We start from the raw sequence: 23,077 nt of genomic DNA, 5'->3' as shown, positions 1-23,077 counted from the left end.
GGGGCGGCGGGACTACTTCAGCCAGTCCGAGTGCACGAAGCCGGCGTCGGGCTTGTCCCGGCGCTGGTACGTGTGCGCGCCGAACGCGTCGCGCTGGGCCTGGGTGAGGTTCTGCGGCAGCTCCGGGCTGCGGTAGCTGTCCAGGTACGCCAGGCTGCTGCTGAACACCGGCACGGGGATGCCCGCCTTCGTCGCGACGCCCACGAGCTTGCGCCACGCCGGGGCCAGCTTGTCCAGCACGGGCGCGAAGGCCTCCGACACCATCAGGTTGGGCAGCGTGGGCTGGCGCTGGAAGGACTCGCGCAGCGGGGTGAGCAGCTTCGCGCGGATGATGCAGCCGCCCCGCCAGATGCGCGCCATCTCCGCCAGCGACACGCCCCACTTGTACTCGTCCGACGCCGCCTGGATGAGCCGCATGCCCTGCGCGTACGTCACCACGCGCGCCGCGTAGAGCGCGTCATGCGCCCACTGCGCCAGCTCCTTCTTCTCCTCCGAGGACAGGGAGACGTCGGGGCCGTGGAGCTTCTGGCTCGCGGCCACGCGCTCGTCCTTGCGCGAGGACAGGTTGCGCGCGTCCAGCGCGGACGCGATGGAGGGCACCGGCACGCCCAGGTCCAGCGCCACCTGCACCGTCCACTTGCCCGTGCCCTTCTGGCCGGCCTTGTCCAGCACCATGTCCACCAGCGGCTTGCCCGTCTCCGGGTCGCGCTTGCGCAGCACCTTGATGGTGGTCTCCAGGAGGAACGACTCGGCGATGCCCTCGTTCCACTTGCTGAAGAGGTCGGCCAGCGTCGCGGTGTCCAGGCCCAGGCCGCGGCGGAGCACGTCGTACGTCTCCGCGAGCAACTGCATGTCCGCGTACTCGATGCCGTTGTGCACCATCTTCACGAAGTGGCCCGCGCCCTCCGGGCCCACGTGGGTGACGCACAGGCCCTCTTCGCTGCGCGCGGCGATGGCCTCCAGCACCGGCTGCACCAGCGCGTACGCGTCCTTGGGGCCGCCGGGCATGATGGACGGGCCGTGGCGCGCGCCCTCCTCACCGCCGGACACGCCGATGCCCAGGAAGTGGAAGCCCTTCTCCTTGCACAGGGCCTCGCGGCGGCGCGTGTCCAGGTACCAGGAGTTGCCCGCGTCCATGATGACGTCGCCGGGCGACAGGAGCGGGAACAGCCGGCCCAGCATCTCATCCACGGGGGCGCCGGCCGTAATCATCAGGAGGATGCGGCGCGGGCGCTCCAGGCCGGCGACGAACTTCTCCAGCTCCGGGAAGCCCTGCAGGGCCTGCTTCGGGTTCTCCCGCAGGACCTTCTGGATGCTCTCCGGGTGGCGGTCCCATACGGCGACGCTGAAGCCGTGGTCCGCGATGTTGAGGGCCAGGCTCGCGCCCATCACGCCCATGCCCGCCACGCCGAACTGCGCCGGCTTCGTCTGTGTGCTCATCGTTCCCTCCAGAGGGGCCGCCTCACCCGTGGGCGGCGGGGTCCAACATCCACTGCGTGTTCGTCACGTGCGACGCGGGCAGGGACATATCGCCCGCGAGGATTCGCCGCATGGCGTCCCGCTTGCCCTCGCCGGCCACCAGCCCCAGCACCGCCCCCGCGCCCTGGAGCACGGGGAACGTCAGCGTCATCCGCCACGGCGGCGGCTTGGCGCTCTGCTCCACCGCCAGCACCCGCCGCGTGCGCTCCTGGAGGGCCGGGTGGCCGGGCATGAGGCTCGCGGTGTGGCCGTCCTCGCCCACGCCGATGAGCACCACGTCCAGCTTCGCGGGCAGCGTCTTCTCGTAGTCGCGCGCGGCGGCGTCGCGGTCCGTGCGCTCGCCCTGCATGCGGAACACCTGCGCGTCCGGCAGCTTCAGCGGCGCGAGCAGCGACTCCTTCACCAGCAGGTAGTTGCTGTCCTTGTGGTCCGGCGGCACGAAGCGCTCGTCCACGAAGTACACGTCCACGCGCTCCCAGGGGAGCTTGTGGTCCGCGAGCAGCCGGTACGCGGGCCTGGGCGTGTTGCCGCCCGACAGGGCCAGGCTCGCGCGGGGCTTCGTCGCGAGCGCCTCTTCCAGCTCGCGCGCCATCCAGTCCGCGGCCTCGCGGGCCAGCCGCTCCGGGGGGACGATGAGGGGCGGGCTCATAGCGGGGACCACCGCCGGCCGTTCTTCGCGGGCAGCGCGTCCGCGGCGTCGGGGCCCTTGCTGCCCTTGGCGTAGGTGTGGACCGTGCCGCCCGCGTCCGTCTCCAGCGCCTGGAGGATGGGCGTGATGTAGCCCCACGCCTGCTCCACGCTGTCCTGGCGCGCGAAGAGGGTGGCGTTGCCGCGCATGCAGTCCAGCAGCAGCCGCTCGTACGCCTCCGGCACGGGCTTCTTGAAGCTCTCCGCGTAGTCCATGTCCATGGTGACGCCGCCGATGTTGACGTCCTCGCCGGGGATCTTGGACTCGAAGGACAGCGCGATGCCTTCGTGCGGCTGGATGCGCAGCGTGAGCACGTTGGGCTGCAGCCGCTGGCAGGTGGCGCCGCCGCCGCTGAACAGGCCGATGGGCACCGACTTGAAGTGGATGGAAACCTCCGTCAGGCGCTTCTTCAGGTTCTTGCCCGCGCGCAGGTAGAAGGGCACGCCCTGCCAGCGCCACGAGTCGATGTTCATCTTCATCGCCACGTAGGTGGGCGTGCGCGAGCCCTTCTTCACGCCCTTCTCGTCCTGGTAGCCCTCGTACTGGCCCACCACCACGTGCTGGGGCACCTCGCCGCCCTCGACGGGGCGCAGCGCGCGGAAGACCTTGGTCTTCTCATCGCGGATGTCCTCCGCGGCGAAGGACACCGGGGGCTCCATGGCGCACAGGGCCAGCACCTGGAGCAGGTGGTTCTGCACCATGTCCCGGATGACGCCCGTCTCGTCGTAGAAGCCGCCGCGGCCCTCCACGCCAATGGCCTCCGCCGCGGTGATCTCGACGTGGTCGATGTGCTGGCGGTTCCAGAGCGGCTCGAAGATGGCGTTGGCGAAGCGGAACACCAGGATGTTCTGCACCGTCTCCTTGCCCAGGTAGTGGTCGATGCGGAAGATCTGCTTCTCGTCCAGCGCCGAGCCCAGCGTCCTGTTGAGGGCCTTGGCGCTCTCCAGGTCGTGGCCGAAGGGCTTCTCGATGATGAGCCGGCTCCAGGGCTTCTCTCCCGGCTGCTCCTCGCGATTGATCAACCCCGCGCTGGAGAGGCTGTGGATGATCTGCGGGAACGTGGAGGCCGGCGTGGCCATGTAATAGAGCTTGTTGCCGTCCGTCTTGTGGCGCCGGGAGATGTCCTGGAGCTTCTGGCCCAGGCGCTTGAAGGCCTCCGGGTCGTCGTAGCCGCCGGAGGCGGTCTCGATGGCCTCCGAGAAGCGCTTCCAGGTGGCCTCGTCGAGCGGCTGCGTGCGGGCGAACTTCTTGAGGCCCTCCTTCACGTGCTCGCGGAAGGACGCGTCCTCCAGCTTGGAGCGGCTGAAGGCGACGATGGCGAAGTGCTCGGGGAGCAGGCCGGAGCGGGCGAGCTCGAAGAGGGCGGGGAATAGTTTGCGTTCGGCCAGGTCGCCCGTGGCACCGAAGAGGACCAGGGTGCAGGGGTCCGGGCGCCCCGCGCTGAACACCGGTTCGCCCTCACGGGGATGGGTTTCGATGTGCACTCCCTGCGCGTCCATGCGGTTCTCCCTCCGGGTTCGCCGGGAACCTTAAGGCGCTAATCTGGCGGCCCTGCAAGCGCATTGCAGGAGAATGACGCGGGCCTGACGTCTTGCCTGCCCCGGCGCTCGGGCGCTCCCGCGCTCTCGTCAAGGCTCCTCCGGTGAGCGCACGGGCGGCCGGGCGTGAGGGGGCGGTGGGAACATGGTACTCCTGGCGGCGGACCTGACGCCTCCGGCGTCGCGCTGAACGGAGTCCTCCCCTCTCGCATGCGCTACGTCGTCTCGCTGTGGTTCTTCGCGCTGTTCCTGGTCACCGCGCCCATCCTCTTCACGTTGGGCGCGGTGTTGTTCGTGGTGGCGTACCCGTTGGATCCGAACCGCCAGTGGCTGCACGTGCTGGTGTGCCGCTGGTGCTACGGGTTGTGGCTGCACGCGTCCCCCGGCTGGCGCGTGCGGGTGGAGGGACGGGAGCTGTTGCCCAGGGGGCCGTGCGTCTACGTCGTCAATCACCAGTCGTTCGCGGACATCCTCGCGGTGATGGGGCTGTTCACGCCGTACAAGTTCGTGGCGAAGGCGTCGCTGTTCCGCACGCCGCTGGTGGGCTGGATGATGACGCTGCTGGGCTACGTGCCCATCGTGCGCGGCAGCTCCACGTCCATGGAGCAGTTGCTGGGCCCGTGCCGCCGGTGGCTCCGCAAGGGCATCCCGGTGCTCATCTTCCCGGAGGGCACGTACTCGTCCGGGGAGCTGTTGCCCTTCAAGCGCGGCGCGTTCCAACTGGCGCTGGAGGAGCACGTGCCGGTGGTGCCGGTGCTGGTGCGCGGCACGCGGGAGCTGGTGGATGGGGACGGGCCGTGGATGAGCCCCCGCGCCACCGTCACGGTGCGGGTGATGCCCGCGCTGCCGCCGGAGACGTTCGGGCCGGACTCGGCGGCCCTGGCCGCGCGCGTGCGCGAGCAGTACGTGGAGGCGCTCGCGCGGGTGGGCTGAAGCGCCGCCCTCAGGCGTGCTCGGAGCCGGGCAGCTCCTCGTCCATCCGCGACGCCTCCGCGTGCGGCGCGGCCTCCACCGCGCTCGTCGCGGGCAGCGCGGGGGCGGCCTCGGAGACGGCGCGGGCCAGGTCGTGGGGCGCGCGGAGCAACGCCTCCAGCGCGGCGGAGCTCGCGGGGACGCCGCGCTGCTCCACCTGGAGCCAGCCGCCCTTGATGCTCACGCGGCGGTGGCCCTTGAGTCCCAGCAGGCGCTGGCGCACGCCCGGCTCCAACAGCACGGGGCGCGCCTCCGGGGCCAGCCCCTCCACCTGGAAGGCCGCGTCCAGCTCCGCGTCACCCAGCAGCTCCTCGCGCGGGGTGGCGGCGCCGGGGAGCTTGTCCTCGGGGCGCTCGTGCTCCAGCAGCAGGTCCGCGGGCAGCGCGCCCTCCAGGTCCAGCCGCAGCACCGTCACGGTGTGGCGCTTCTTGCCGCCCGCGCCGCGCTTGCCCGTGGCCAGCAGCAGCGGCCGCCCCTGATAGCGCCCCTGCACCTCCATCCGCCGCTCCGCGATGGAGAGGCCGTGCGCCTTCGCGAACGCCTCCCACGCGGCGCGCTGGCGGCGCTTGAGCTGGAACAGCGTGGCGAGGACCAGGGCGCCCAGGACGAGCAGGGACGCGAGGATGCCGAGCGGGGAGAAGACACCGGAAAGCATGGCGGCGCATTGTGCACTGGCCCCGCGACGCGTGGACCATCAATCCGATCGCGGATGCACCTCCGCGCGCCGGGCAGGCTTGCGGCATGGGTGCGTGGACCTGGGGAAGGGACGCCGCGCGAGCGCAAACGTGTGGAATCCCACGTGGTTCGCGCTCCCGCGCGGCGCATGGCGCACGCGCTCCGTGTGGACCGCACGCATGGCGCAGGGGCCCCATGCCATGGGTGTGTCCTCGCGGGTGGGCCCCGGCCGCGGGCGGAGGCGCCGTGGCGCGTGGGGTGGGGAGGACGGGACGCGTCGGGCAGGCCACGGATGCAAGCGCGCGGAATGACGCCCTTTTTCGACAATGTCAGAGGGGGCGGGTAAGGGAGCGAGGGCTCGCCGCTTGGAGTCGGGGATGGGACCGGGGGAGGCTGCCCGGCCCGCACCCGCCACCGGGCCACGAGGGAGGGTGAACGCCGGATGCGCCTGCTGCACACGTCGGACTGGCACCTGGGCCACACGCTGTATGACGTCTCACGCGAAGCGGAGCACGCCGCGTTCCTGGCGTGGCTGTTGGACACGCTGGAGTCCCAGGAGGTGGACGCGCTCCTGGTGGCCGGGGACATCTTCGACACGGCCAACCCCAGCGCGGAGGCGCAGGCGGCCTGGTACCACTTCATCGCGCGCGCCCGGCGCACGCTGCCGAAGCTGGACGTGGTGGTGGTGGGCGGCAACCACGACTCCGCCGCGCGCCTGGACGCGCCGGATCCGCTGTTCCACGCCCTGGGCGTGCGCGTGGTGGGCGGCCTGCCGCGTCACCGGGGTGGGTTGGAGCTGGAGCGGCTGGTGGTGCCGGTGCATGACTCGCGCGGGAAGGTGGGGGCGTGGGTGGCGGCGGTGCCGTACCTGCGGCCCTCGGACCTGCCGTCCGTGCCGGACGGTGAAGGGGACCGGCTGGTGGAGGGCGTGCGCTCCGTCTACGCGGAGGTGCTGGAGGCGGCGCGCAGGCGGCGCCGGTCCGGGCAGGCGCTGGTGGCCATGGGCCATTGCTACATGACGGGCTCGGAGCTGTCGGAGCTGAGCGAGCGCAAGATTCTTGGCGGCAACCAGCATGCGCTGCCGGTGGACCTGTTCCCGGAGGACGTGGCGTACGCGGCGCTGGGGCACCTGCACAAGGCGCAGCGGGTGGGCGGACGCGAGGGCGTGCGCTACAGCGGCTCTCCCTTGCCGCTGTCGCTGTCGGAGGCGCACTACCGGCACCAGGTGCTGGTGCTGGACGTGGAGGACGGGGCGCTGACGCAGGTGCGTCCGCTGTCGGTGCCGCGCACCACGGACATGATGCGGGTGCCGGCCCGGGACGCGGCGCCGCTGTCGGAGGTGCTGGAGCTGCTCGCGGCGCTGCCCGCGTGCGAGCCGGGGGCGCCGGAGTCGATGCGGCCGTACCTGGAGGTCTGCGTGTCGCTGCCCCGGCCGGAGCCGGCGCTGCGCCACAAGGTGGAGAAGGCCCTGGAGGGGCGGGCGGCGCGGCTGGTGAAGCTGACGCCGTTCTACACGGGCACGGGCGGCGCGCTGGCGGACGTGCGGCCGGGGCTGTCCCTGCGGGAGCGCACGCCGGAGGACGTGTTCCTCGCCCGGTACGCGCGGGACTTCAAGGAGGCGCCCTCGCCGGGGTTGCTGGAGTCGTTCCACGCGCTGCTCACGCAGGTGCAGGAGGACGCGTCGTGAAGATCCTGGCGATTCGCGGCAGCAACCTCACGAGCTTCGCGGGGGACTTCGCGCTGGAACTGGACCAGGCGCCATTGGACCGGCTGGGGCTGTTCGCCATCTCCGGCGCGACGGGGGCGGGGAAGAGCACGCTGCTGGACGCGCTGTGCCTGGCGCTGTTCGACCGCACGCCCCGGCTGGGCGGGCCCAGCAAGGTGCTGGTGGGCCGCGCGGACGAGGACGAGGAGGCGCGCCTGTCCGCGTACGACGTGCGCGGCATGCTGCGGCGCGGGGCGGGCAAGGGGCACGCGGAGGTGGACTTCCTGGGCAAGGACGGGCGGCGCTACCGGGCGCGGTGGAACGTGTGGCGTGCGCGCGAGCGCGCGGAGGGGCGATTCCGGCCGCAGGAGCTGAGCCTGACGGACGTGGCCTCGGGGCAGGTGTTCGGCCGCACCAAGGGCGAGGTGCTGCACGCGATTCAAGAGCGGCTGGGGCTGTCGTTCGACCAGTTCCGGCGCTCGGCGCTGCTGGCGCAGGGGGAGTTCGCGGCGTTCCTGCGCGCGGACGCGAACGAGCGCGCGGAGCTGCTGGAGCGGATGACGGGCACGGAGGTGTACAGCCGCCTGTCCATCGCGGCGCACGAGAAGAACGCGAAGGAGCAGGAGGAGCTGAAGCGGCTGTCCCAGGGGCTCGCGGCCATCGCGCTGATGTCGGACGCGGACCGCGAGGGCGTGCGCGTCCAGTTGGGCGAGGAGGAGGCGGCGCGGGTCCGCGAGGAGACGCGGCTGCGCGAGGCGGAGGCGGCCCGGTCCTGGTACGCGCAGCGCGCGGAGTTCGTGGGGCAGGAGCAGCAGGCGGAAGGCGCGGTGGCCCGGGCGGAGTCGGAGCGGGAGGCGGCGGCGCCGCGTGAGGCGCTGCTGGAGTCGGTGCGCGCGGCGGAGGGCTTCCGCGCGGTGGTGTCCGCGGTGGAGGCGGCGGAGCAGGGGTGCGTGAGGGCGGAGGCCGAGCTGTTGGAGCGGGCCTCGCAGGCGGAGGCGGCGCTCGCGGCGGCGGCGGCGCAGCGGCAGGTGCGGATGCAGGCGGAGGCCGCGCGGGCGGCGGCGCTGGACGCGGAGGCGTCGGTGCGTCCGGCGCTGGAGGAGGCCGCGACCCTGGACACGCGCCGCGCGGAGGCGGAGCGCGAGGCCCGTGAGGCCGCGGAGCTGGCGAAGCAGGCGAAGCTTGCGGAGGCGTCGGCTCGGGATGCGCTGGGGCTGGTGCAGGCGGCGGAGGCGAAGGCCCAGGTGCTGGTGGACGCGGCCGAGGCGTGGCGCGCGTCGCATGCGAGCTGGGAGTCCCTGGCGACGGAGTGGCCTCGCTGGCAGCGCGAGTTGGAGCGCTTCGCCGTAGCGCTGAAGGAGGAGCAGGCTGCGGGCGCGGACGCGGATCGGTTGGGGAAGGACGCGGACCGCCTGGGTAACGAGGCCCAGGCGCGCCGCGAGGAGCACCAGGGCGCGGTCGAGTCGGAGGCGCAGGCGCAGGCCCTGGCGACGCACGCGGAGGCCGCGCTGGGCGAGGATGGCGGCGCGGCGAGGCGGGAGCTCCGGGAGGCGCTGCTGGCGCGGCAGGACGCGCTGGGGGCCCTGGCGCTCGCGGGCGAAGGGGCTCGGGCGGAGGGCGCTGCGGAAGGTGACGCTGCGGCGGAGGTGAAGGCGCACCGCGAGGTTTCCCAGCGCGCGGCGGAGGAGGCGAAGGACGCGGCGGCGCGGCGGGCGACGCAGGAGGCGATGCTCCACGAGGCGCGCCGTGCGCAGTCGCGCGCGGAGGCGACGCAGGGGTTGGCCTCGCACAGGGCCGCGCTGCACGAAGGTGAGCCGTGTCCGCTGTGCGGCGCGCTCGAACATCCGTATGCCCGGGAGTCCTCCGCGCTGGAGGGGCTGGTCGCGGAGGCCGCGGCCCGGGTGCTGGAGCTGGAGACCGCGCGGGATGCCGCGGCGAAGCAGGAGGGCGCGGCGAGCGTGCGGCAGGCGACCGCGGACACGGCCGCGACCCAGGCCGAGGCCCGGCGCGACACCGCAGCACGCAAGCGCACGGCGCACCGTGAAGCCTGGCGCGCGGCGCGTGAACGGTGGACCTCCGTAGAGCACGCCGCACAGGATGCCGCTGCCTCGCCTCCCGAGGACGCGGAGGACTCCACCGCGCAGGCGTGGCTCCGCGCCGCTCAAGAGGACGTGCGCTCGCGGCTCGCGACCCTTCGTGACGAAGAGGCTTCCGCGGAGGCCCGCGCCAGCGCCGCTCGTGAGGCCCGGGCCCTGCTGGAGACCCGGCGCACCCGGCGCGAAGGCGCGGCCGATGCCCTTCGCAAGGCCGAGGACTCCTGGTCCCGCGCTTCCCAGTCCCACCGGGATGCGCTGCTTCGCCGGGACACCGCCCGTGATGCCCGCGAGCGCGCCCTCGCCGAAGTGTCCCCTCCGTTCGCCAGCGAGGAGGTCACCTGGAAGGACAAGCTCGCCGCGGACCCCGCCCGCTTCCAGGGCCAGTGCCTGGCGCGCGTGACGAAGTGGCGCGAGAAGCTCGCGGAGCTGGAGACCTCTCGCAAGCGCCTGGAGGAACAACAGGGCCTGCGTGCCCGTGAAGAGGTCCGCCTCCAGTCCCGGCTCGAGGACGCACAGACCGCCGCCCACCGCGCGGGCCTCAAGGACGCGGCCTTCCAGGATGCGTCCAGGGCCCGCGCCCGGCTGCTCCAGGGCCGCCCCACACAGGAGGTGCGCGCGGAGGTCCAGGCGCGCATCGACGCCGCCCAGGCCACCTACGAGCGCGCCCGCGAGGACTCCGAAGCCCTCCAGCAGGCGGAGAAGGTGGCAACCGCCCGCGCCGAGGACGCCGTGCGCCTGCGCACCGAGGCCGCCCTCACCCTCGACCGCGCCCAGGCCGTCCTCTCGGAGCGCCTCGCCGGCCATGGCACCACCCTGGAAGCGCTCAAGGCCCTGCTGTCGCGCGGCGCCGCCTGGTGCGACGCGGAGGCCCGCGCGCTCAACGCCCTGCGCGAGTCCGTGGCCCAGGCCCGCGCCATCCTCGTGGAGCGCCGCGAGCGCCGCGTCCGCCATGAGGCCTCCGGGCTCCCCACGCTCGCGGAGGCAGACGTCGCGGAGCTCCGCGAGCGCCTGCGCACCGACGTGGAGGTGCGCCGCCGCGCGGAGGCCCTGCTGCGCGCGAAGCTGGACCACGACGACGCCGCCCGCGCCCGCCATGGCGCGGAGGCCCGGGCCCTGGAGCAGCGCCGCGCCGACGCGGAGGTGTGGAAGACGCTGGGCGACCTCATCGGTTCGCACGACGGAAAGAAGTTCAAGGTCTTCGCCCAGAGCCTCACCCTGGACGCGCTGCTCCTGCACGCCAACGCGCACCTGCGCGAGCTGGCCCGCCGCTACCGCCTGGAGCGCGTGCCCGGCCACGACCTGGACCTCCAGGTGGTGGACGGCGACATGGGCGACGAGGTCCGCAGCGTGGCCAGCCTCTCCGGCGGCGAGAGCTTCCTCGTGTCGCTCGCGCTCGCGCTGGGCCTGGCCTCGCTCTCATCGGAGACGACGCAGGTGGAGACCCTCTTCATCGACGAGGGCTTCGGCACGCTGGACCCGGAGACGCTGGAGGTCGCGCTCGCCACGCTCGACGCGCTCCAGGCCACCGGGCGCCAGGTGGGCATCATCTCCCACGTGAGCGGGCTCGCGGAGCGCATCGGCGTGCAGGTGCGCGTGGTGAAGCAGGGCGGCGGCCGCAGCAAGCTCGTCGTCGAAGGCGACGCGGGGCTCGTCGTGCCCTCCAACCAGCAGGTGGCGTGACTCAGCCCGTCACCGGCTCCGCGCCCATCAGGCCGCGCACCACCGCGGCCACTGCCAGCGGCGTCGCCACGCGGTCGTCGCTCAGCGCCGCCAGCGCCCGCGCGAACTGCTCCGCGGAGGAGAAGCGCTGCGCCGGGTGCGGCGCGAGCGCCCGGTCCAGCACCAGCGCCAGCGGATCCGACACCTCCGGCGCCACCATGCGCACGGGCGTCAACCGCAGGCCCCGGATGGAGGCCTCCACCTCCTCGGTCGTCCCATCCTCATAGGGCGACTCCAGGGACAGCAGCTCGTACAGCAGGACCGCCGCCGCCCACAGGTCCACCGCCACGGAGACCTCGCCCGCCAGCAGCTCCGGCGAGCGGTAGTTCTGCTTGCCCACCCGCCGCGGGTCCACCGCCAGGCCCGCCCGGGAGCGGGCCACGCCGAAGTCCGCCAGCTTCACCTCTCCGCCGCGCGACAAGAGCACGTTGTGCGGAGACACGTCGCAGTGCACCACCGCCAGCGGCAGGCCCTTGGAGTTGGTGGCCTGGTGCGCGTACGCCAGCGCCTCCAGCACGTGGCGCACCATCATCACGGAGATGTCGATGGGCAGCTCGATGCGCCGGCGCCGGCACTGCGCCAGCACGCGCCCCAGGTCCGTGCCGTCCACCAGCTCCAGCGCCAGGTAGGGCCCGTCCGCCAGCTCGCCGTACTCCCGGAAGCCCACGATGTGCGGGTGGTCCAGGCACCGCGCCAGCTCCGCCTCGTGCAGGAGCTGCTCGCGCGCCTCCGCGTCCCGCAGGCGCTCCGGCCGCACGCGCTTGAGCGCCACCTCCTCGCCCGCGTGCGGCCCCTGGAGCATCCGCGCGCGGAACACCTCCGCGTTGCCGCCGCGCCCCAGCCGCGACAGCAACTGGAAGCGGCCCAGGTCGCGCGGCCACTCGGGGGTCTTGCCTTCCTCCAACGTCACGCCTTCTCTCCGGCCAGGCTCGCCAGGTACCCGTCCAGCGTCGCCGAAAAGGTGTCGTCGTCACTCAGGAAGGCCAGCCCCACGCCTCCGGTGTACTGGTCATCCACCACGTGCACCACCAGCGCCTCGCCCTGCAGCCGCTGGCCGTTGGGCAGCTTCACGTCCACCGTGACGACGCTGTCCTGGGGCGGGCGGTGCGCCGTGCGCACGAAGAGTCCCCCGTTGCTGATGTTCAGCGCGTGCTCGCGCACGAAGTCCAGCTCCGTGCGGAACTCCATCTCCAGCTTCACCGCGAAGCGCCGGGCGCGGCGCTGGGACTCATCACCCGGTGCCGGTGGCGCGGCGGTGGGAGCGGCCGGCGGCGCGGGCGGTGCCTCGGGCGGCGGCGGGGGCTTCGGCGCGGACGGGGCGGGCAGGGGGCCTCGCGCGGCCAGGGCCTCCAGGTGCTGCCGCAGCTCCTGCGCGGCCTGCGTGCGCTCGTCGCCGGTGAAGGGCGTGCCGCCCGTCAGCGTGCGCGAGCGCAGCGCGTCCCGCTCCGCCTTGGGCAGCCGCCACAGCTCCACGAACGTGCCGCCGCTCTTGCGCACCTCCTCGCCCAGCCGCTCCACCGCCGCGCGCGGATAGCCGGGCACCTCCACCTTCACCTCCAGCGCGCCGGCCTCGTCGCGGAACGCCACCACGAGCTGCATCGACTGCGCGGACGGCAGGAGCGCGCCCAGGCCCTCCACGACGGCCGCCGCCTTCTCGGGCGAAGCCGCTTCCCCCCACACCGCCGCGAGACCGAACACAGGCACGGGGCGGACGATAACCGAGCCCTCCTGTCCCCCGTAAAGACAGTGCAGTCGGAAACAGGCGACAGCGGTGGACGCCAAGTTTACGAATCGCGATGCCACCTCCGTCCCGGGGGCGTACCTACATCGGCAGCGGGCACGCATCCCTCTATGCTGCTGGTGTTCTCCGTTACCCCCCTTCCCGGAGTGCTGACCCGTTATGCGCAATTGGATCCGACTCTTCTCCGGCACGCTGCTCGCGGCCACGCTCATGGCGGGCTGTGGCGGCAGTGACCCGGACCCCGGCCCCGTTGATCCCCTCCCCACCGACGACGGAGGCGTCGACGCGGGCGTCGACGCGGGCTTCGACGCCGGCTACGTCGAGGACGCGGGCGTCATCGTCGACCCGGACCCCGACCCCGGTGAGGTCCCGACCAACCCGTATGCTCAGGACAACGCCACCAGGGACTCGGACTGCGACGGCCTGACGGACCAGGAGGAGTTCTCCACGGTCTACGCCGGCGGCCTGAAGACGAAGGCGGGCGTGCGCGACACCGACGGCGACGGCATCCGCGACGGCGTGGAGGTGGGCCGCACGTCCAGCGTGGACCCCAACTGCTCCTTCTACCCGGACCTGGACCCCACCACGCGCACCTCGCCGGTGAAGGCGGACACGGACGATGACGGGCTGCCGGACGGCCTGGAGGACGCCAACCGCAACGGCAAGCGCGACCTCACGGAGACGGACCCCAACACGGCGGACTCGGACGGTGACGGCATCCCGGACGGCGTGGAGGACGCGAACAAGAACGGCTCGGTGAGCCCCGGCGAGACGGACCCCCGCCTGCGCGACACCGACGGCGACGGCCTGCCGGACGGCCTGGAGAAGCAGACGGGCACGGATCCGCTCAAGCCCGACACGGACGGCGACACCTGCGCGGACGGCGCCGAGGACGTGAACAAGAACGGCAAGGTGGACCCCGGCGAGACGGATCCGCGCAAGTCGGACTGCGCCGCGTCCATCCCGGACTCGGACTTCGACGGCATCCCGGACGCCGTCGAGCTCGCCACCGGCACCGACCCGAACAAGGCCGACACGGACGGCGACGGCGTGGCGGACGGCGTGGAGGACACCAACAAGAACGGTCGCGTGGACTCCGGTGAGACGGACCCGCGCCAGACCGACACGGACTGCGACGGCCTCCAGGACGGCGCCGGCCGCGACGGCTTCCTCGGCGAGGACCCCAACTCCAACGGCCAGGTGGACCCCGGCGAGACGGACCCCACCAACCCGGACACGGACGGTGACGGCCTGCTGGACGGCGTGGAGCGCGGCGTGACCACGGCCGCGGCCCCCCGCAACAACTGCGGCTACGTGGGCGACGCGGACCCCTCCACGAAGACGGACCCCAACAAGGCGGACACGGACGGCGACGGCATCCCCGACGGCGCCGAGGACTCCAACCAGAACGGCCGCGTGGATCCGAACGAGCTCAACCCGCTGGACCCCAAGGACGGCGCGGCCACCACGCCCGCGGGCAAGGCGTGCAGCGTGCAGAACCTGCGCACGGTGACCTTCAAGGAGGACAGCGGCGCGGACATCCGGCTCGCGCTGCCCAACACGTTCAAGGACGCCAACCTCCTCAACCTGAAGGCCAACGGCCAGACCGTGGGCGTGATGGGCTATGACGACACGAAGCAGGTGACGTTCATCGCGTACAAGCGCGCGCAGGTGGGCAGCTCCACCACGCCCTCGGGCGACGAGTCGGGCATCCGCGCCGGCACGGCGCTCCTGGCCCCGGCGGACGTGGAGTTCACGCAGACGTTCACCACCTGGGACGGCTTCCCCGCGGCGGTCTCCCGCTACGCGCTCGCCGGCACGACGGAGCTGAAGGCCTTCACCAACTCGCTGGCGCGCCAGTTGGTGCCCAACAGCACGGAGACGCTCGGCGGCACGGCGGGCATCAACGGCCCGTTCAAGATCCAGGCGCAGTACGTGCACCGCTCCAACCAGAGCGTCGTGGTGGTGCTCGCCATCACGCCGGCGGCCCGCTACAACGAGGCGGGCAGCCTCTTCACCACGGCGGACACGGCGGGCGGTTCCGCGCTGGCGCAGTTCGGCGACGCGGACGCGGTGCAGTGCGAGGTCTTCACCGGCAACACGGCCGTGGTGGACTTCCTCTTCGTGGTGGACGACTCCGGCTCCATGGCGTCGTCGCAGACGTCGCTGGCGAACGCGGGCACGGCGGTGGCCAACAAGCTGGGCAACGCGACGCTGGACTGGCGCGTGGCCATGGTGACCACCAGCTACACGGTGGGCACCAGCGCCAACCGCAACGTGCTGCGTCCCTTCACCACCAACATCAGCCAGTTCAAGGCGTGGCTGACCCAGAACGCGGTGTGCAACAACAGCGTGTGCGCCGTGAAGGGCGGCACCACCCAGAACCCCACCTACACGCCGCTGCCCAACACCACCTGCACGGCGGACACCAACTGCTGGGTGGGCCTGAAGGGCGACGGCAGCGAGCGCCCGCTGGAGGCGGCGCGCAAGGCCATCAACGACATGGCCGCGTCCACGGGCGGCGCGGAGACGAAGATCCGTCCGGGCGCCAAGGTGGTGGTGGTCATCCTCACGGACGTGAAGGACCAGTCCACGGACACGGTGGCCAACTACTCCGCGTACTTCCTCAACAGCGGCACCACGTCCGGCACCACCAGCAACCCCACGGGCCAGCCCATCCAGGTGCACGGCATCATCTGCCCGCCGGACGGCGGCCAGTGCTACTCGGGTGAGGACAACACGAACCCGCGCCACCTGGACGTCATCCAGGCCACGGGCGGCGTGTCCGGCAGCATCCGGGACAACACCTCCATCACCAACACCATCAACGCCATCGTGGACAGCGTCATCGCGTCGGTGGGTTACCGCACGCTGAAGCCGCCGATTGGCGCGTCGCTGAAGGTCGCGGTGGAGGCGGTGGTGGATTCGGCCGTCTGCCCGAACATCGGGGACCTGCCGCGCAGCCGCACCAACGGCTTCGACGTGGACGGCATCAACCGCACCGTGTCCTTCTACGGCGCGTGCCGTCCGAAGGAGTCCGGCAAGACGCAGGCGGCGCTGTCGTACCGCTACTGGATCGACCGCACGGCCAAGCCGGACGGCAACCCGCCGCCGTGCTCGTCCGACACGCAGTACTACGACCCGAACGACCCGGACTTCTGCAAGGGCAAGCTCACCTGCAACCGCACCACGGACAAGTGCGAGTGCCCGGCGGACTGCGGCGGCTCGGCGCCTCCGGGCCAGGTGTGCAACACGGACCGCGCGGTGTGTGACTTCACCTGCGCCCAGGACTGCGGCGGCACGTGCGGCACCTTCGAGACGTGCAACACGAACTCCTGCTCGTGCAGTTGCGTGCAGTCCGCGACCTGCGCGGCGGGCTACAAGTTCGACAACAACGCCTGCGGTTGCGTCTGCGACACGGCGGCCCTCAACTGCGGCACCGGCTTCGGCGCCAACGCGGAGCTGTGCGCCTGCGTCTGCAAGCCGGACTGCGGCGGCTGCGCGCCGGGCTTCTCCTGCAACGTCAGCGCGTGCGTCTGCGAGAAGCCCATCGGCTAGGCCGTGAATGAAGACGCGCTCCCGGTGCCGCATGGACCGGGAGCGCGGCGGTGACCTCCGAAGCCCCCGCTCCGCGACGCCCCTTCAACGGGGAGGCGGGCCGGGGGCTTCTTGCTTCTGCCCTGCTACCTCCCCAGGTTCGCGGGCGGGCTGGCGGCGCGGTACACGGGGTAGAGGCCCAGGCGCTCGTCCCATGCCGGGTGGCGCTCGGCGAAGAAGCGCAGGCGGGCGCGAGGGTCCCTGGCGAACGCGGGGTCCTTCAGGCGCTCCTCGAACGCGGCCTTCACGCCCGCGTCCTTCGCCAGCAGCTCGCGGGCCCAGGGCTCCAGCACGTAGTCCTCGATGTACTCCTTCTGCTCGAAGTGGGCGTTGAAGAAGCCCCACGCCAGCAGCGAGTCCGGCCCCGCGGGCTCGAAGAGGTGCGCCACCAGCTCCACGTTCTTCTGCGCCACCGGCACGTAGAGCGTCCCCGCGGGCAGGTCCTGCGTGTCCGGCCTCCACTCGCCCTTCGCGGTGAGGCCCTGGTGGCTCTCGTTGGAGCGGGCCTGGAACTGGAAGTCCTTCGAGCGGAACGACTCCACCTTCGCGGCGGGCACCGCGCGGGTGAGGCGCTGGAACGCGATGCCGTGCGCGGCCAGCTTCGGAGCGACCCACGCGGCGTGCGCGGCGGACACCAGGTAGCCGCCCGTGGGCAGCGTCGCGGTGACGGCGGGCTGGATGTCCGGCGCGTACGGCACCTTCCACGTCTGGGGCTTCGTGTCGTCGTAGCGGATGTGCGGCTGGCCGGAGATGTCCGACGGCAGGCGCTCGTAGGCGTAGCCCTTGAATTCAATCGATTCGCGCCGGGGCGCGCTCTCCCAGCCGAGCACCACCTCGCGCACCTGTCCGGCCACGGCCTTCTGGTTCTCCGCCTTCACGGCGGCCAGGAGCGCGGCGCCGTCGCGGGCCACGAGCTTCAAGAGGCCCTCCAGCACGTCGCGGGTGGCCTTCACGCGCTGGGCGTAGTCCTTCCAGGAGTGCGTCTCCACGAGCACGCCGAAGCGGTGGTGGACGGACCAGAAGGCGTGGCTGAAGCGCGGAGGGGGGACGCCGTAGGCGAAGCCGCTCGTGGGGTCGTCGTCCCGGAGGAAGGACGGGTAGAAGCGCAGCGGCTGGTGGCCCTGGGCGGTGAGGCCGGTGAAGAGCTCGTCCACCAGCTTCGCGCCCCGCTCGCGCAGCGCGGGCGGGCCGGACTTCTGCGGCTCCAGGCCCACGGACACGTCGGGTTCGAACTTCGCGCCGTCCGTGACGTGCAGGTCCACGTAGACCAGCGGGTCCCACGCGTTGAGGTACTTGAGCAGCAGCACCATCTCCGGCGCGTCCGCCTTCACGTAGTCGCGGTTGAGGTTGAAGTTCTGCGCGGTGACGCGGAAGCCCATCTCCTCCGGGCCCACCTGGTTGGGGCGGTGGTTGGGGTTGAAGCGCTCGTGGCCGTCCACGTTGAGGACGGGGACGAAGACGGCGGTGACGCCCTTGAGCAGGTCCGGCACGGACGCGCGGTTCTGGAGCGCGTCGCGCAGCAGCCAGTAGCCGGCGTCCTTGCCGTCGATTTCACCCGCGTGGATGCCGCCCTGGAAGAAGACGACGGGCCTGCCCTTCCTGCGCGCGGCGTCCGCGGTGAGCGTGCCGTCCTGGCTGACGACGAGCGCCACCAGGGGGCGGCCCTCCGGCGTGGTGCCCAGCGTGTCGCAGCGGGCCTTGCCGGGGAACGCCTTGGGGAAGGCGCGGCACAGGCTCTCCGCTTCCGCGTAGCGGCCGGTGCGCTTCCAGCCGCTCTGCTCGGAGACGGTGGTGAGGGGAGGTGGAGCCTGCGTGAGGACCAGGGCGGCGAGGGTGGGCAGGAGCATGGCCGCTTGAGACCACAAGCCCCGCCAGCGCTCAACCGTGCCGCACGGTGTGTGTACCGCCCACGGGCAGCACGTGCACGCGGTCGCGCGGCCAGCCGCGGCGCAGCCACTCCGCGTCCAGGCGGGCGGGGGGCTCGTCCAGGGGCTCGTCCGTGAGCTTGAACGTGCCCCAGTGCATGGCGAAGAAGGCCAGCGCGCCCAGGTCCTCGAAGGCCTGCACCGCCTCCTCCGGGTTCATGTGCTGCAGCCGCATGAACCACGCGGGGTCGTAGGCGCCAATGGGCAGCAGCGCCGCGTCCAGCCTGGGGAAGCGCGCGCCAATCTCCTTGAAGCCCTGGAAGTAGGCGGTGTCGCCGGAGTGGTAGACGCGCGCGCTGGAGCCCTCCACCACGAAGCCGCCCCAGAGCATCTGGTTGGCGTCGTGCAGGCCGCGGCGGCTCCAGTGCTGGGACGGCACGTAGTGCACGCGCACGGGCCCCACCTGCGTGGACTCCCACCAGTCCAGCTCCTGGAAGGGCAGGCCCTGGCCCTGGAACACCGGCGCGTGGCCCAGGCCGGTGACGACGCGGGCGCCCACCTGCTTGAGCGTGGGCAGGTCCAGGTGGTCGTAGTGGTTGTGGCTCACCAGGCTCGCGTCGATGCGCGGCAGCTTCTCCACCGGCACGCCGGGCGGCACGTTGCGGCGGATGATGACGTTGATGGCGTCGCGCAGCACCGGGTCGATGAGCAGCGACACGCCGTCCAGTTGCACCAGCCAGCTCGCGTGGCCCAGCCACGTCAGGCGGGCGCCCTCGCCCGGGGCGGGCGGGGTGGCGAGCACCGCCAGGTCCGGCTCCACGCGCGGCACGACCGCGCGCGCGGGCGAGCCGCGGCGCCTGCCCGCGAGCTTGTCCGTGACGGCCCACTTGAAGACGCGGGTGAAGGCCTGCGGTCCGCTGCCATCCAGGTTCTTGAAGCGCATCGCCATGAGGGGCTCCTGGCAACCGGTGTCCCCCAAGGATGGGCCCGCGCCGCCTGGGCGAGTCATGCTCGGCCGGAGGGGAGGGGCGCAAGGGGAATGCGGCCGGACCGCCCGGGGCGGCCCCGCGCCGTATAAGAGGGCTTCCCATGGGACCTGTCTCCAACACCACGACCCGCGGGGTGTTGCTCGCCTTCGGCGCGCTGGTGGCGCTGTTCACGGCGGCGTCGGGCTATGCGCTCGGCCGGCTGGCGGACATCCACGAGGGCACGCGCGCGCTGCGCGAGGTGGGCGGCCGCGCGCGGGAGGCGCGGGAGTTGGCCACGGCGGTGCGGGACCAGTACGCGCACCTGGCGCACACCATCATCCTGGGCAACGACAGCCACCGGCGCTTCCACACGGAGGCCCGCGCCCGCGTGGAGGCGCTGACGCGGCGGCTGGCCGAGCACGCGCGCGACGCGGACGAGCGCGCGGCGGTGGCGGACATCCAGGCGTCCGGCGACGCGCTGGACACGCTCTACCGGGACACGCTGCTGCCCGCGGTGATGGCGAAGGACGCGGGCGCGGTGGAGGCGGCGCATGGCCGCGCGCTGGAGTGGGTGTCGCGCATCCAGGCGCGGGTGGACGCGCTGACGGCGGACTCGGACGCGTCCATGGAGGCCTTCGAGGCGCACGTGGGCGCGGTGGAGCGCGACAGCTTCCGCTGGGCGCTGCTGCTCCTGGGCGGGGCCACGCTGTTCGCGGCCGGGGTGGGCGTGTACATCGGCAACGCGGTGGCGCGGCTCGTCCAGCACGAGAAGCTGGCGGGCATTGGCCGGCTGGCGGCGGGCGTGGCGCACGAAATCAACAACCCGCTGGGCGTCATCCTCGGGTACGTGCGGCTGTTGCAGCGGCGGGCGGAGGGCCCGCTCGCGGAGGACCTGCGCGTGGTGGAGGAGGAGGCGGTGCGCTGCCAGGACATCGTGGAGGGGCTGCTGGACCTGGCGCGTCCGGGCCGCGGCCCCAGTGAGCCGGTGGCGCTGCGCGACGCGTGCGAGGAGGTCGTCTCCCGCCTGCGTGAGGCCACGCGCCTGGGCGCCGTGACGGTGGACGTGCACGGCGAGGGCACCGCGTGGGCGCAGGCGCCCCGGCTGCGGCAGGTGCTGCTCAACCTGGTGAAGAACGCGGCGGAGGCCGCGGGCGAGGGAGGACGGGTGGAGGTGCGCATCGCAATGGACGCGGACGGGAGCGCGCGCGTGGCGGTATCGGACTCGGGGCCCGGGGTGACGCCCGAGGCGCGCTCGCGGCTGTTCGAGCCCTTCTTCACCACGAAGCCCTCCGGCACGGGGCTGGGGCTCGCGGTGAGCCAGGCCATCGCGGAGGCGCACGGCGGCCGCATCGACGTGGACACCGGGGCCCTGGGCGGCGCGCGCTTCACGCTGTCGCTGCCCCCGCCGTCGCGCGAACAGGAGGCGGCGGCATGAGCGGCGCGAAGCCTTCCGTCCTTGTCGTGGACGACAAGGAGAACATGCTCAAGCTGTTCGCGCGCATCCTCGGGGACGCGTACGCGGTGACGACCGCGCCCGACGGCGCGCGGGCGCTGGCCCGGGTCTCCGAGCGCGCGTTCGACGTGGTCGTCACGGACATCCAGATGCCGGGCGCGGACGGCTTCACGGTGCTGCGCGAGGTGAAGCGGCGCGCGCCGGAGACGGAGGTCGTGCTCGTCACCGCCTACGCGAGCATCCCCAAGGCCGTGGAGGCCATCAAGGAGGGCGCGTACGACTACCTGTCCAAGCCCTTCGACCCGGACGAGGTGGCCCTGGTGGTGGCCCGCGCCCTGGAGCGCCAGCGCCAGCGCCGGGACGCGCGGGGGCTCGCCGCCCGCGTGGCGCGCATGCCGGACTTCCACGGCCTGCGCGGCACCAGCCCCGCGCTCCAGAAGACGCACGCGCTGCTCGCGCAGGTGGCCTCGCGCGACCTCACCGTGGTGCTCACCGGCGAGACGGGCACCGGCAAGGAATTGGCCGCCCGCGCGCTGCACCGCGAGAGCCCGCGGCGCGACAGGCCCTTCGTCGCGGTGAACTGCGGCGCGCTGCCGGCGGAGCTGGTGGAGAGCGAGCTCTTCGGCCACGCGAAGGGCGCCTTCACCGGGGCGACGGGCGCGAAGGCGGGCCTCTTCGAGGAGGCCCATGGCGGCACGCTCTTCCTGGACGAGGTGGGGGACCTGCCGCTGCCCGTGCAGGTGAAGCTCAACCGCGCGCTCCAGGAGAAGGAGATCCGCCGCGTGGGCACCACCACGCCGGTGACGGTGGACGTGCGCGTGGTGGCGGCGACGCACCGGGACCTGGCGCGGGAGGTGGCCGAGGGGCGCTTCCGCGAGGACCTCTACTACCGGCTGGGCGGCGTGACGGTGCGGATGCCCGCCCTGCGCGAGCGCCGCGAGGACATCGCGCTGCTCGCCATGCACTTCCTCGCGGGCGCGAACCGGCCGGAGCTGGAGGGCTTCACGCCCCAGGCGCTCCAGGCGCTCATCGCCGCGCCCTGGCCCGGCAACGTGCGGCAGTTGCAGAACGCGGTGGCCCGCGCGGCGGCGGTGGCGGCGGGCCCCCGCATCACCCCGGAGGACCTGCCGCCCGAACTCACCGCCAGTGCATCCGTGGCCCGTGCCCCCGAGGCCCCGGGGCCGCTGCCCGCGGAGGCACTGGCGAAGCAGCCCTACCGTGAGGCGGTGGACCGCGTGCGCGACGCCGTGTCGCGCGACTACCTCACCGCGCTGATGCAGGAGTTCTCCGGCAACGTCACCCACGCGGCCGAGCGCGCGGGCATGGAGCGCGAGAGCCTGCACCGCCTGCTCAAGCGCTACGGTGTCCGCACGGAGGACTTCAAGCGCGGCGACTGAAGGGCCCTAGCGGGGCTCGTGCTCCGCGAGCACCTTGTCCAGCGCCTCCGCCTGCGCGCGGACGTCCGCGTCGGTGTCCTTCGCGGCCTTGGTCAGGTGCGCGCGGGCCTTGGCGGCCTCCGTCTTCGCCAGCGCCATGGCCATGCACAGGTTCGCCTTGGGGTGGTCCGGCGCCGCGTCCAGCGCGGGCTTGAGGACGGCCGCGGCCTGGGCGTCTTCCTGCTTCTCCAGGTGGAACATGGCCAGGGCACAGGCCGGCTCCACCGCCGAGGGCTCCCGCTTCAGCGCCTCCTGGAGCAGCTCCGTGGCGAAGCCGCGCTGCTGGTGCGCGTCCATGGCGAACGCCATGGCCTGGAGCTCCTCCACGCTGGCGTCCCCCTGCTGCTTCGCCTGCTCCACCAGCCGCTGCGCGTTCTCGAAGTTGCCGGCGCGCAGTTCCTTGATTCCTTCGGAATACGGGTAGCTCTTCACGGTGTCTCCCAGTGCACCACGCGGTGCGTTGCACGCATTCTGCGCGACTTTGGTCGGGGGGCCGCAACTTTGGGACGGCGGTTTCCGAAAAATCGAGAAGACTTCTCCCCCAGGCCCCCATGATCATCCGCAACTCGCCCGTCCGCCAGCCGCAGACCTCCGGTACGGAGCCCACCGCCGCGCGCCCCGCCGCCCCCGCCGCGCGCAACGTGGTGAAGGACTCCTTCTCCTCCGGAACCACCGCCGCCCAGCGCACGGGCGCCATCAGCAAGGCGCCCCCGGGCGACCACGGCAAGCTGATGAACGAGTACCTCACCGGCGCGCGTCCGCCCCCGGCGGACTTCGAGCAGGTGATGGGCTACAAGCCCTACGCCATCCAGACGCCGCACGGCCAGCGCATGCAGGATCCGCTCGGCTACGCCTCCGTCCCCGGCAAGATTGGCCCGGACCAGGAGTTCGACCCGGCGGCCAAGACGCACGACTACGGCTACGACCTGCTGCGTTACTACGACCGCAAGGGCACGCCGCTGAAGCCGGAGGCCCGCAAGGCCGCGGACGCGCAGTTCCGCCAGGACATGTTCGACTACGCCAACGACCAGAAGGGCACGATGGCGAAGTTCAAGTACCGTGCGTGGGCGCAGATCTACGCCACCGCGGTGGAGCTGAACTCGCGCGTGCAGGGCTACGGCCCTCCGTAGTCGCGAAGGAGTCGC

Annotated in this window: 16 protein-coding genes; 7 read left to right on the top strand and 9 right to left on the bottom strand. The window is 72.6% G+C overall.

Going from position 1 to position 23,077, the window contains the following annotated elements:
* Positions 1–12 precede the first annotated feature (12 nt).
* Genes gndA through zwf form a run of 3 tightly spaced genes read right to left on the bottom strand, consistent with a single transcriptional unit; the run spans position 13 to position 3,666 of the window.
* The gene (gene gndA / locus K8556_RS15205; protein ID WP_223740792.1) at positions 13–1,440 is read right to left on the bottom strand and encodes an NADP-dependent phosphogluconate dehydrogenase; all 1,428 of its coding nucleotides are present in this window, start codon (positions 1,438–1,440) and stop codon (positions 13–15) included.
* A gap of 22 nt (positions 1,441–1,462) precedes the next feature.
* Positions 1,463–2,128, bottom strand: coding sequence for a 6-phosphogluconolactonase (pgl, locus tag K8556_RS15200; RefSeq protein ID WP_223740791.1), 666 nt, complete (start codon positions 2,126–2,128; stop codon positions 1,463–1,465).
* Entirely contained in the window at positions 2,125–3,666 is a 1,542-nt protein-coding gene (gene zwf / locus K8556_RS15195; protein WP_223740790.1) for a glucose-6-phosphate dehydrogenase, read from the bottom strand. Before zwf ends, pgl begins: the two co-directional genes overlap by 4 nt.
* A 249-nt stretch (positions 3,667–3,915) precedes the next feature.
* Here zwf and K8556_RS15190 point away from each other — a divergent pair, with 249 nt between their 5' ends.
* The gene (locus K8556_RS15190) at positions 3,916–4,638 is read left to right on the top strand and encodes a 1-acyl-sn-glycerol-3-phosphate acyltransferase (RefSeq protein ID WP_223740789.1); all 723 of its coding nucleotides are present in this window, start codon (positions 3,916–3,918) and stop codon (positions 4,636–4,638) included.
* Positions 4,639–4,648: 10 nt separating this feature from the next.
* On the opposite strand, the gene K8556_RS15185 is transcribed toward K8556_RS15190, so the two are convergent.
* A complete protein-coding gene (locus tag K8556_RS15185; protein WP_223740788.1) occupies positions 4,649–5,332 on the bottom strand; it encodes a hypothetical protein in 684 nt (227 codons plus the stop codon).
* 462 nt (positions 5,333–5,794) lie between these two features.
* Between K8556_RS15185 and K8556_RS15180 the strand changes: the two genes are divergently transcribed.
* A complete protein-coding gene (locus K8556_RS15180; protein WP_223740787.1) occupies positions 5,795–7,039 on the top strand; it encodes an exonuclease SbcCD subunit D in 1,245 nt (414 codons plus the stop codon).
* A complete protein-coding gene (locus tag K8556_RS15175; RefSeq protein WP_223740786.1) occupies positions 7,036–10,833 on the top strand; it encodes an AAA family ATPase in 3,798 nt (1,265 codons plus the stop codon). The genes K8556_RS15180 and K8556_RS15175 overlap by 4 nt, the downstream gene beginning before the upstream one ends.
* 1 nt (position 10,834) lies before the next feature.
* Here K8556_RS15175 and K8556_RS15170 read toward each other — a convergent pair whose 3' ends face one another.
* Together K8556_RS15170 and K8556_RS15165 are read right to left on the bottom strand one after the other, a co-directional pair.
* Positions 10,835–11,782, bottom strand: a complete 948-nt coding sequence (locus tag K8556_RS15170; protein WP_223740785.1) for a serine/threonine-protein kinase — start codon at positions 11,780–11,782, stop codon at positions 10,835–10,837.
* Positions 11,779–12,576: a TIGR02266 family protein gene (locus tag K8556_RS15165; protein ID WP_223740784.1), complete on the bottom strand. Its 798-nt coding sequence runs from the start codon at positions 12,574–12,576 to the stop codon at positions 11,779–11,781. The genes K8556_RS15170 and K8556_RS15165 overlap by 4 nt, the downstream gene beginning before the upstream one ends.
* Before the next feature lie 196 nt (positions 12,577–12,772).
* Here K8556_RS15165 and cglD point away from each other — a divergent pair, with 196 nt between their 5' ends.
* Positions 12,773–16,171, top strand: a complete 3,399-nt coding sequence (gene cglD, locus K8556_RS15160) for an adventurous gliding motility lipoprotein CglD (protein WP_223740783.1) — start codon at positions 12,773–12,775, stop codon at positions 16,169–16,171.
* A gap of 125 nt (positions 16,172–16,296) precedes the next feature.
* Here the strand turns inward: cglD and K8556_RS15155 are convergent, their stop codons facing one another.
* Together K8556_RS15155 and K8556_RS15150 are read right to left on the bottom strand one after the other, a co-directional pair.
* Positions 16,297–18,057 carry a M14 family zinc carboxypeptidase gene (locus K8556_RS15155; RefSeq protein ID WP_223740782.1) on the bottom strand — a complete coding sequence of 587 codons (1,761 nt, stop codon included), beginning with the start codon at positions 18,055–18,057 and terminating at the stop codon, positions 16,297–16,299.
* 31 nt (positions 18,058–18,088) lie between these two features.
* The gene (locus K8556_RS15150; RefSeq protein ID WP_223740781.1) at positions 18,089–19,024 is read right to left on the bottom strand and encodes an MBL fold metallo-hydrolase; all 936 of its coding nucleotides are present in this window, start codon (positions 19,022–19,024) and stop codon (positions 18,089–18,091) included.
* Positions 19,025–19,164: 140 nt separating this feature from the next.
* On the opposite strand from K8556_RS15150, the gene K8556_RS39485 reads away from it, so the two are divergent.
* Both K8556_RS39485 and K8556_RS15140 read left to right on the top strand, forming a co-directional pair.
* Entirely contained in the window at positions 19,165–20,478 is a 1,314-nt protein-coding gene (locus K8556_RS39485) for a sensor histidine kinase (protein ID WP_304503967.1), read from the top strand.
* Complete coding sequence (locus tag K8556_RS15140) at positions 20,475–21,893, top strand: sigma-54 dependent transcriptional regulator (RefSeq protein ID WP_223740780.1); 1,419 nt, start codon at positions 20,475–20,477, stop codon at positions 21,891–21,893. The genes K8556_RS39485 and K8556_RS15140 overlap by 4 nt, the downstream gene beginning before the upstream one ends.
* A gap of 6 nt (positions 21,894–21,899) precedes the next feature.
* Here the strand turns inward: K8556_RS15140 and K8556_RS15135 are convergent, their stop codons facing one another.
* Positions 21,900–22,364, bottom strand: coding sequence for a hypothetical protein (locus K8556_RS15135; RefSeq protein ID WP_223740779.1), 465 nt, complete (start codon positions 22,362–22,364; stop codon positions 21,900–21,902).
* A gap of 119 nt (positions 22,365–22,483) precedes the next feature.
* On the opposite strand from K8556_RS15135, the gene K8556_RS15130 reads away from it, so the two are divergent.
* Positions 22,484–23,062, top strand: coding sequence for a hypothetical protein (locus K8556_RS15130; RefSeq protein WP_223740778.1), 579 nt, complete (start codon positions 22,484–22,486; stop codon positions 23,060–23,062).
* The last annotated feature ends 15 nt before the right edge of the window (positions 23,063–23,077 follow it).

It is taken from the genome of Corallococcus sp. AS-1-12 (assembly GCF_020036995.1).
Taxonomy (GTDB): Bacteria; Myxococcota; Myxococcia; order Myxococcales; family Myxococcaceae; genus Corallococcus.
Note: the sequence above shows the minus strand (reverse complement) of the source record. Positions and strands in the feature narration are given on the sequence as shown.

What these genes read in the sequence shown, in the direction of transcription:
- gndA (WP_223740792.1), bottom strand. Translation starts at nt 1,440, where the DNA reads ATGAGCACACAGACGAAGCCGGCGCAGTTCGGCGTGGCGGGCATGGGC.
- pgl (WP_223740791.1), bottom strand. Translation starts at nt 2,128, where the DNA reads ATGAGCCCGCCCCTCATCGTCCCCCCGGAGCGGCTGGCCCGCGAGGCC.
- zwf (WP_223740790.1), bottom strand. Translation starts at nt 3,666, where the DNA reads ATGGACGCGCAGGGAGTGCACATCGAAACCCATCCCCGTGAGGGCGAA.
- K8556_RS15190 (WP_223740789.1), top strand. Translation starts at nt 3,916, where the DNA reads ATGCGCTACGTCGTCTCGCTGTGGTTCTTCGCGCTGTTCCTGGTCACC.
- K8556_RS15185 (WP_223740788.1), bottom strand. Translation starts at nt 5,332, where the DNA reads ATGCTTTCCGGTGTCTTCTCCCCGCTCGGCATCCTCGCGTCCCTGCTC.
- K8556_RS15180 (WP_223740787.1), top strand. Translation starts at nt 5,795, where the DNA reads ATGCGCCTGCTGCACACGTCGGACTGGCACCTGGGCCACACGCTGTAT.
- cglD (WP_223740783.1), top strand. Translation starts at nt 12,773, where the DNA reads ATGCGCAATTGGATCCGACTCTTCTCCGGCACGCTGCTCGCGGCCACG.
- K8556_RS15155 (WP_223740782.1), bottom strand. Translation starts at nt 18,057, where the DNA reads ATGCTCCTGCCCACCCTCGCCGCCCTGGTCCTCACGCAGGCTCCACCT.
- K8556_RS15150 (WP_223740781.1), bottom strand. Translation starts at nt 19,024, where the DNA reads ATGGCGATGCGCTTCAAGAACCTGGATGGCAGCGGACCGCAGGCCTTC.
- K8556_RS39485 (WP_304503967.1), top strand. Translation starts at nt 19,165, where the DNA reads ATGGGACCTGTCTCCAACACCACGACCCGCGGGGTGTTGCTCGCCTTC.
- K8556_RS15140 (WP_223740780.1), top strand. Translation starts at nt 20,475, where the DNA reads ATGAGCGGCGCGAAGCCTTCCGTCCTTGTCGTGGACGACAAGGAGAAC.
- K8556_RS15130 (WP_223740778.1), top strand. Translation starts at nt 22,484, where the DNA reads ATGATCATCCGCAACTCGCCCGTCCGCCAGCCGCAGACCTCCGGTACG.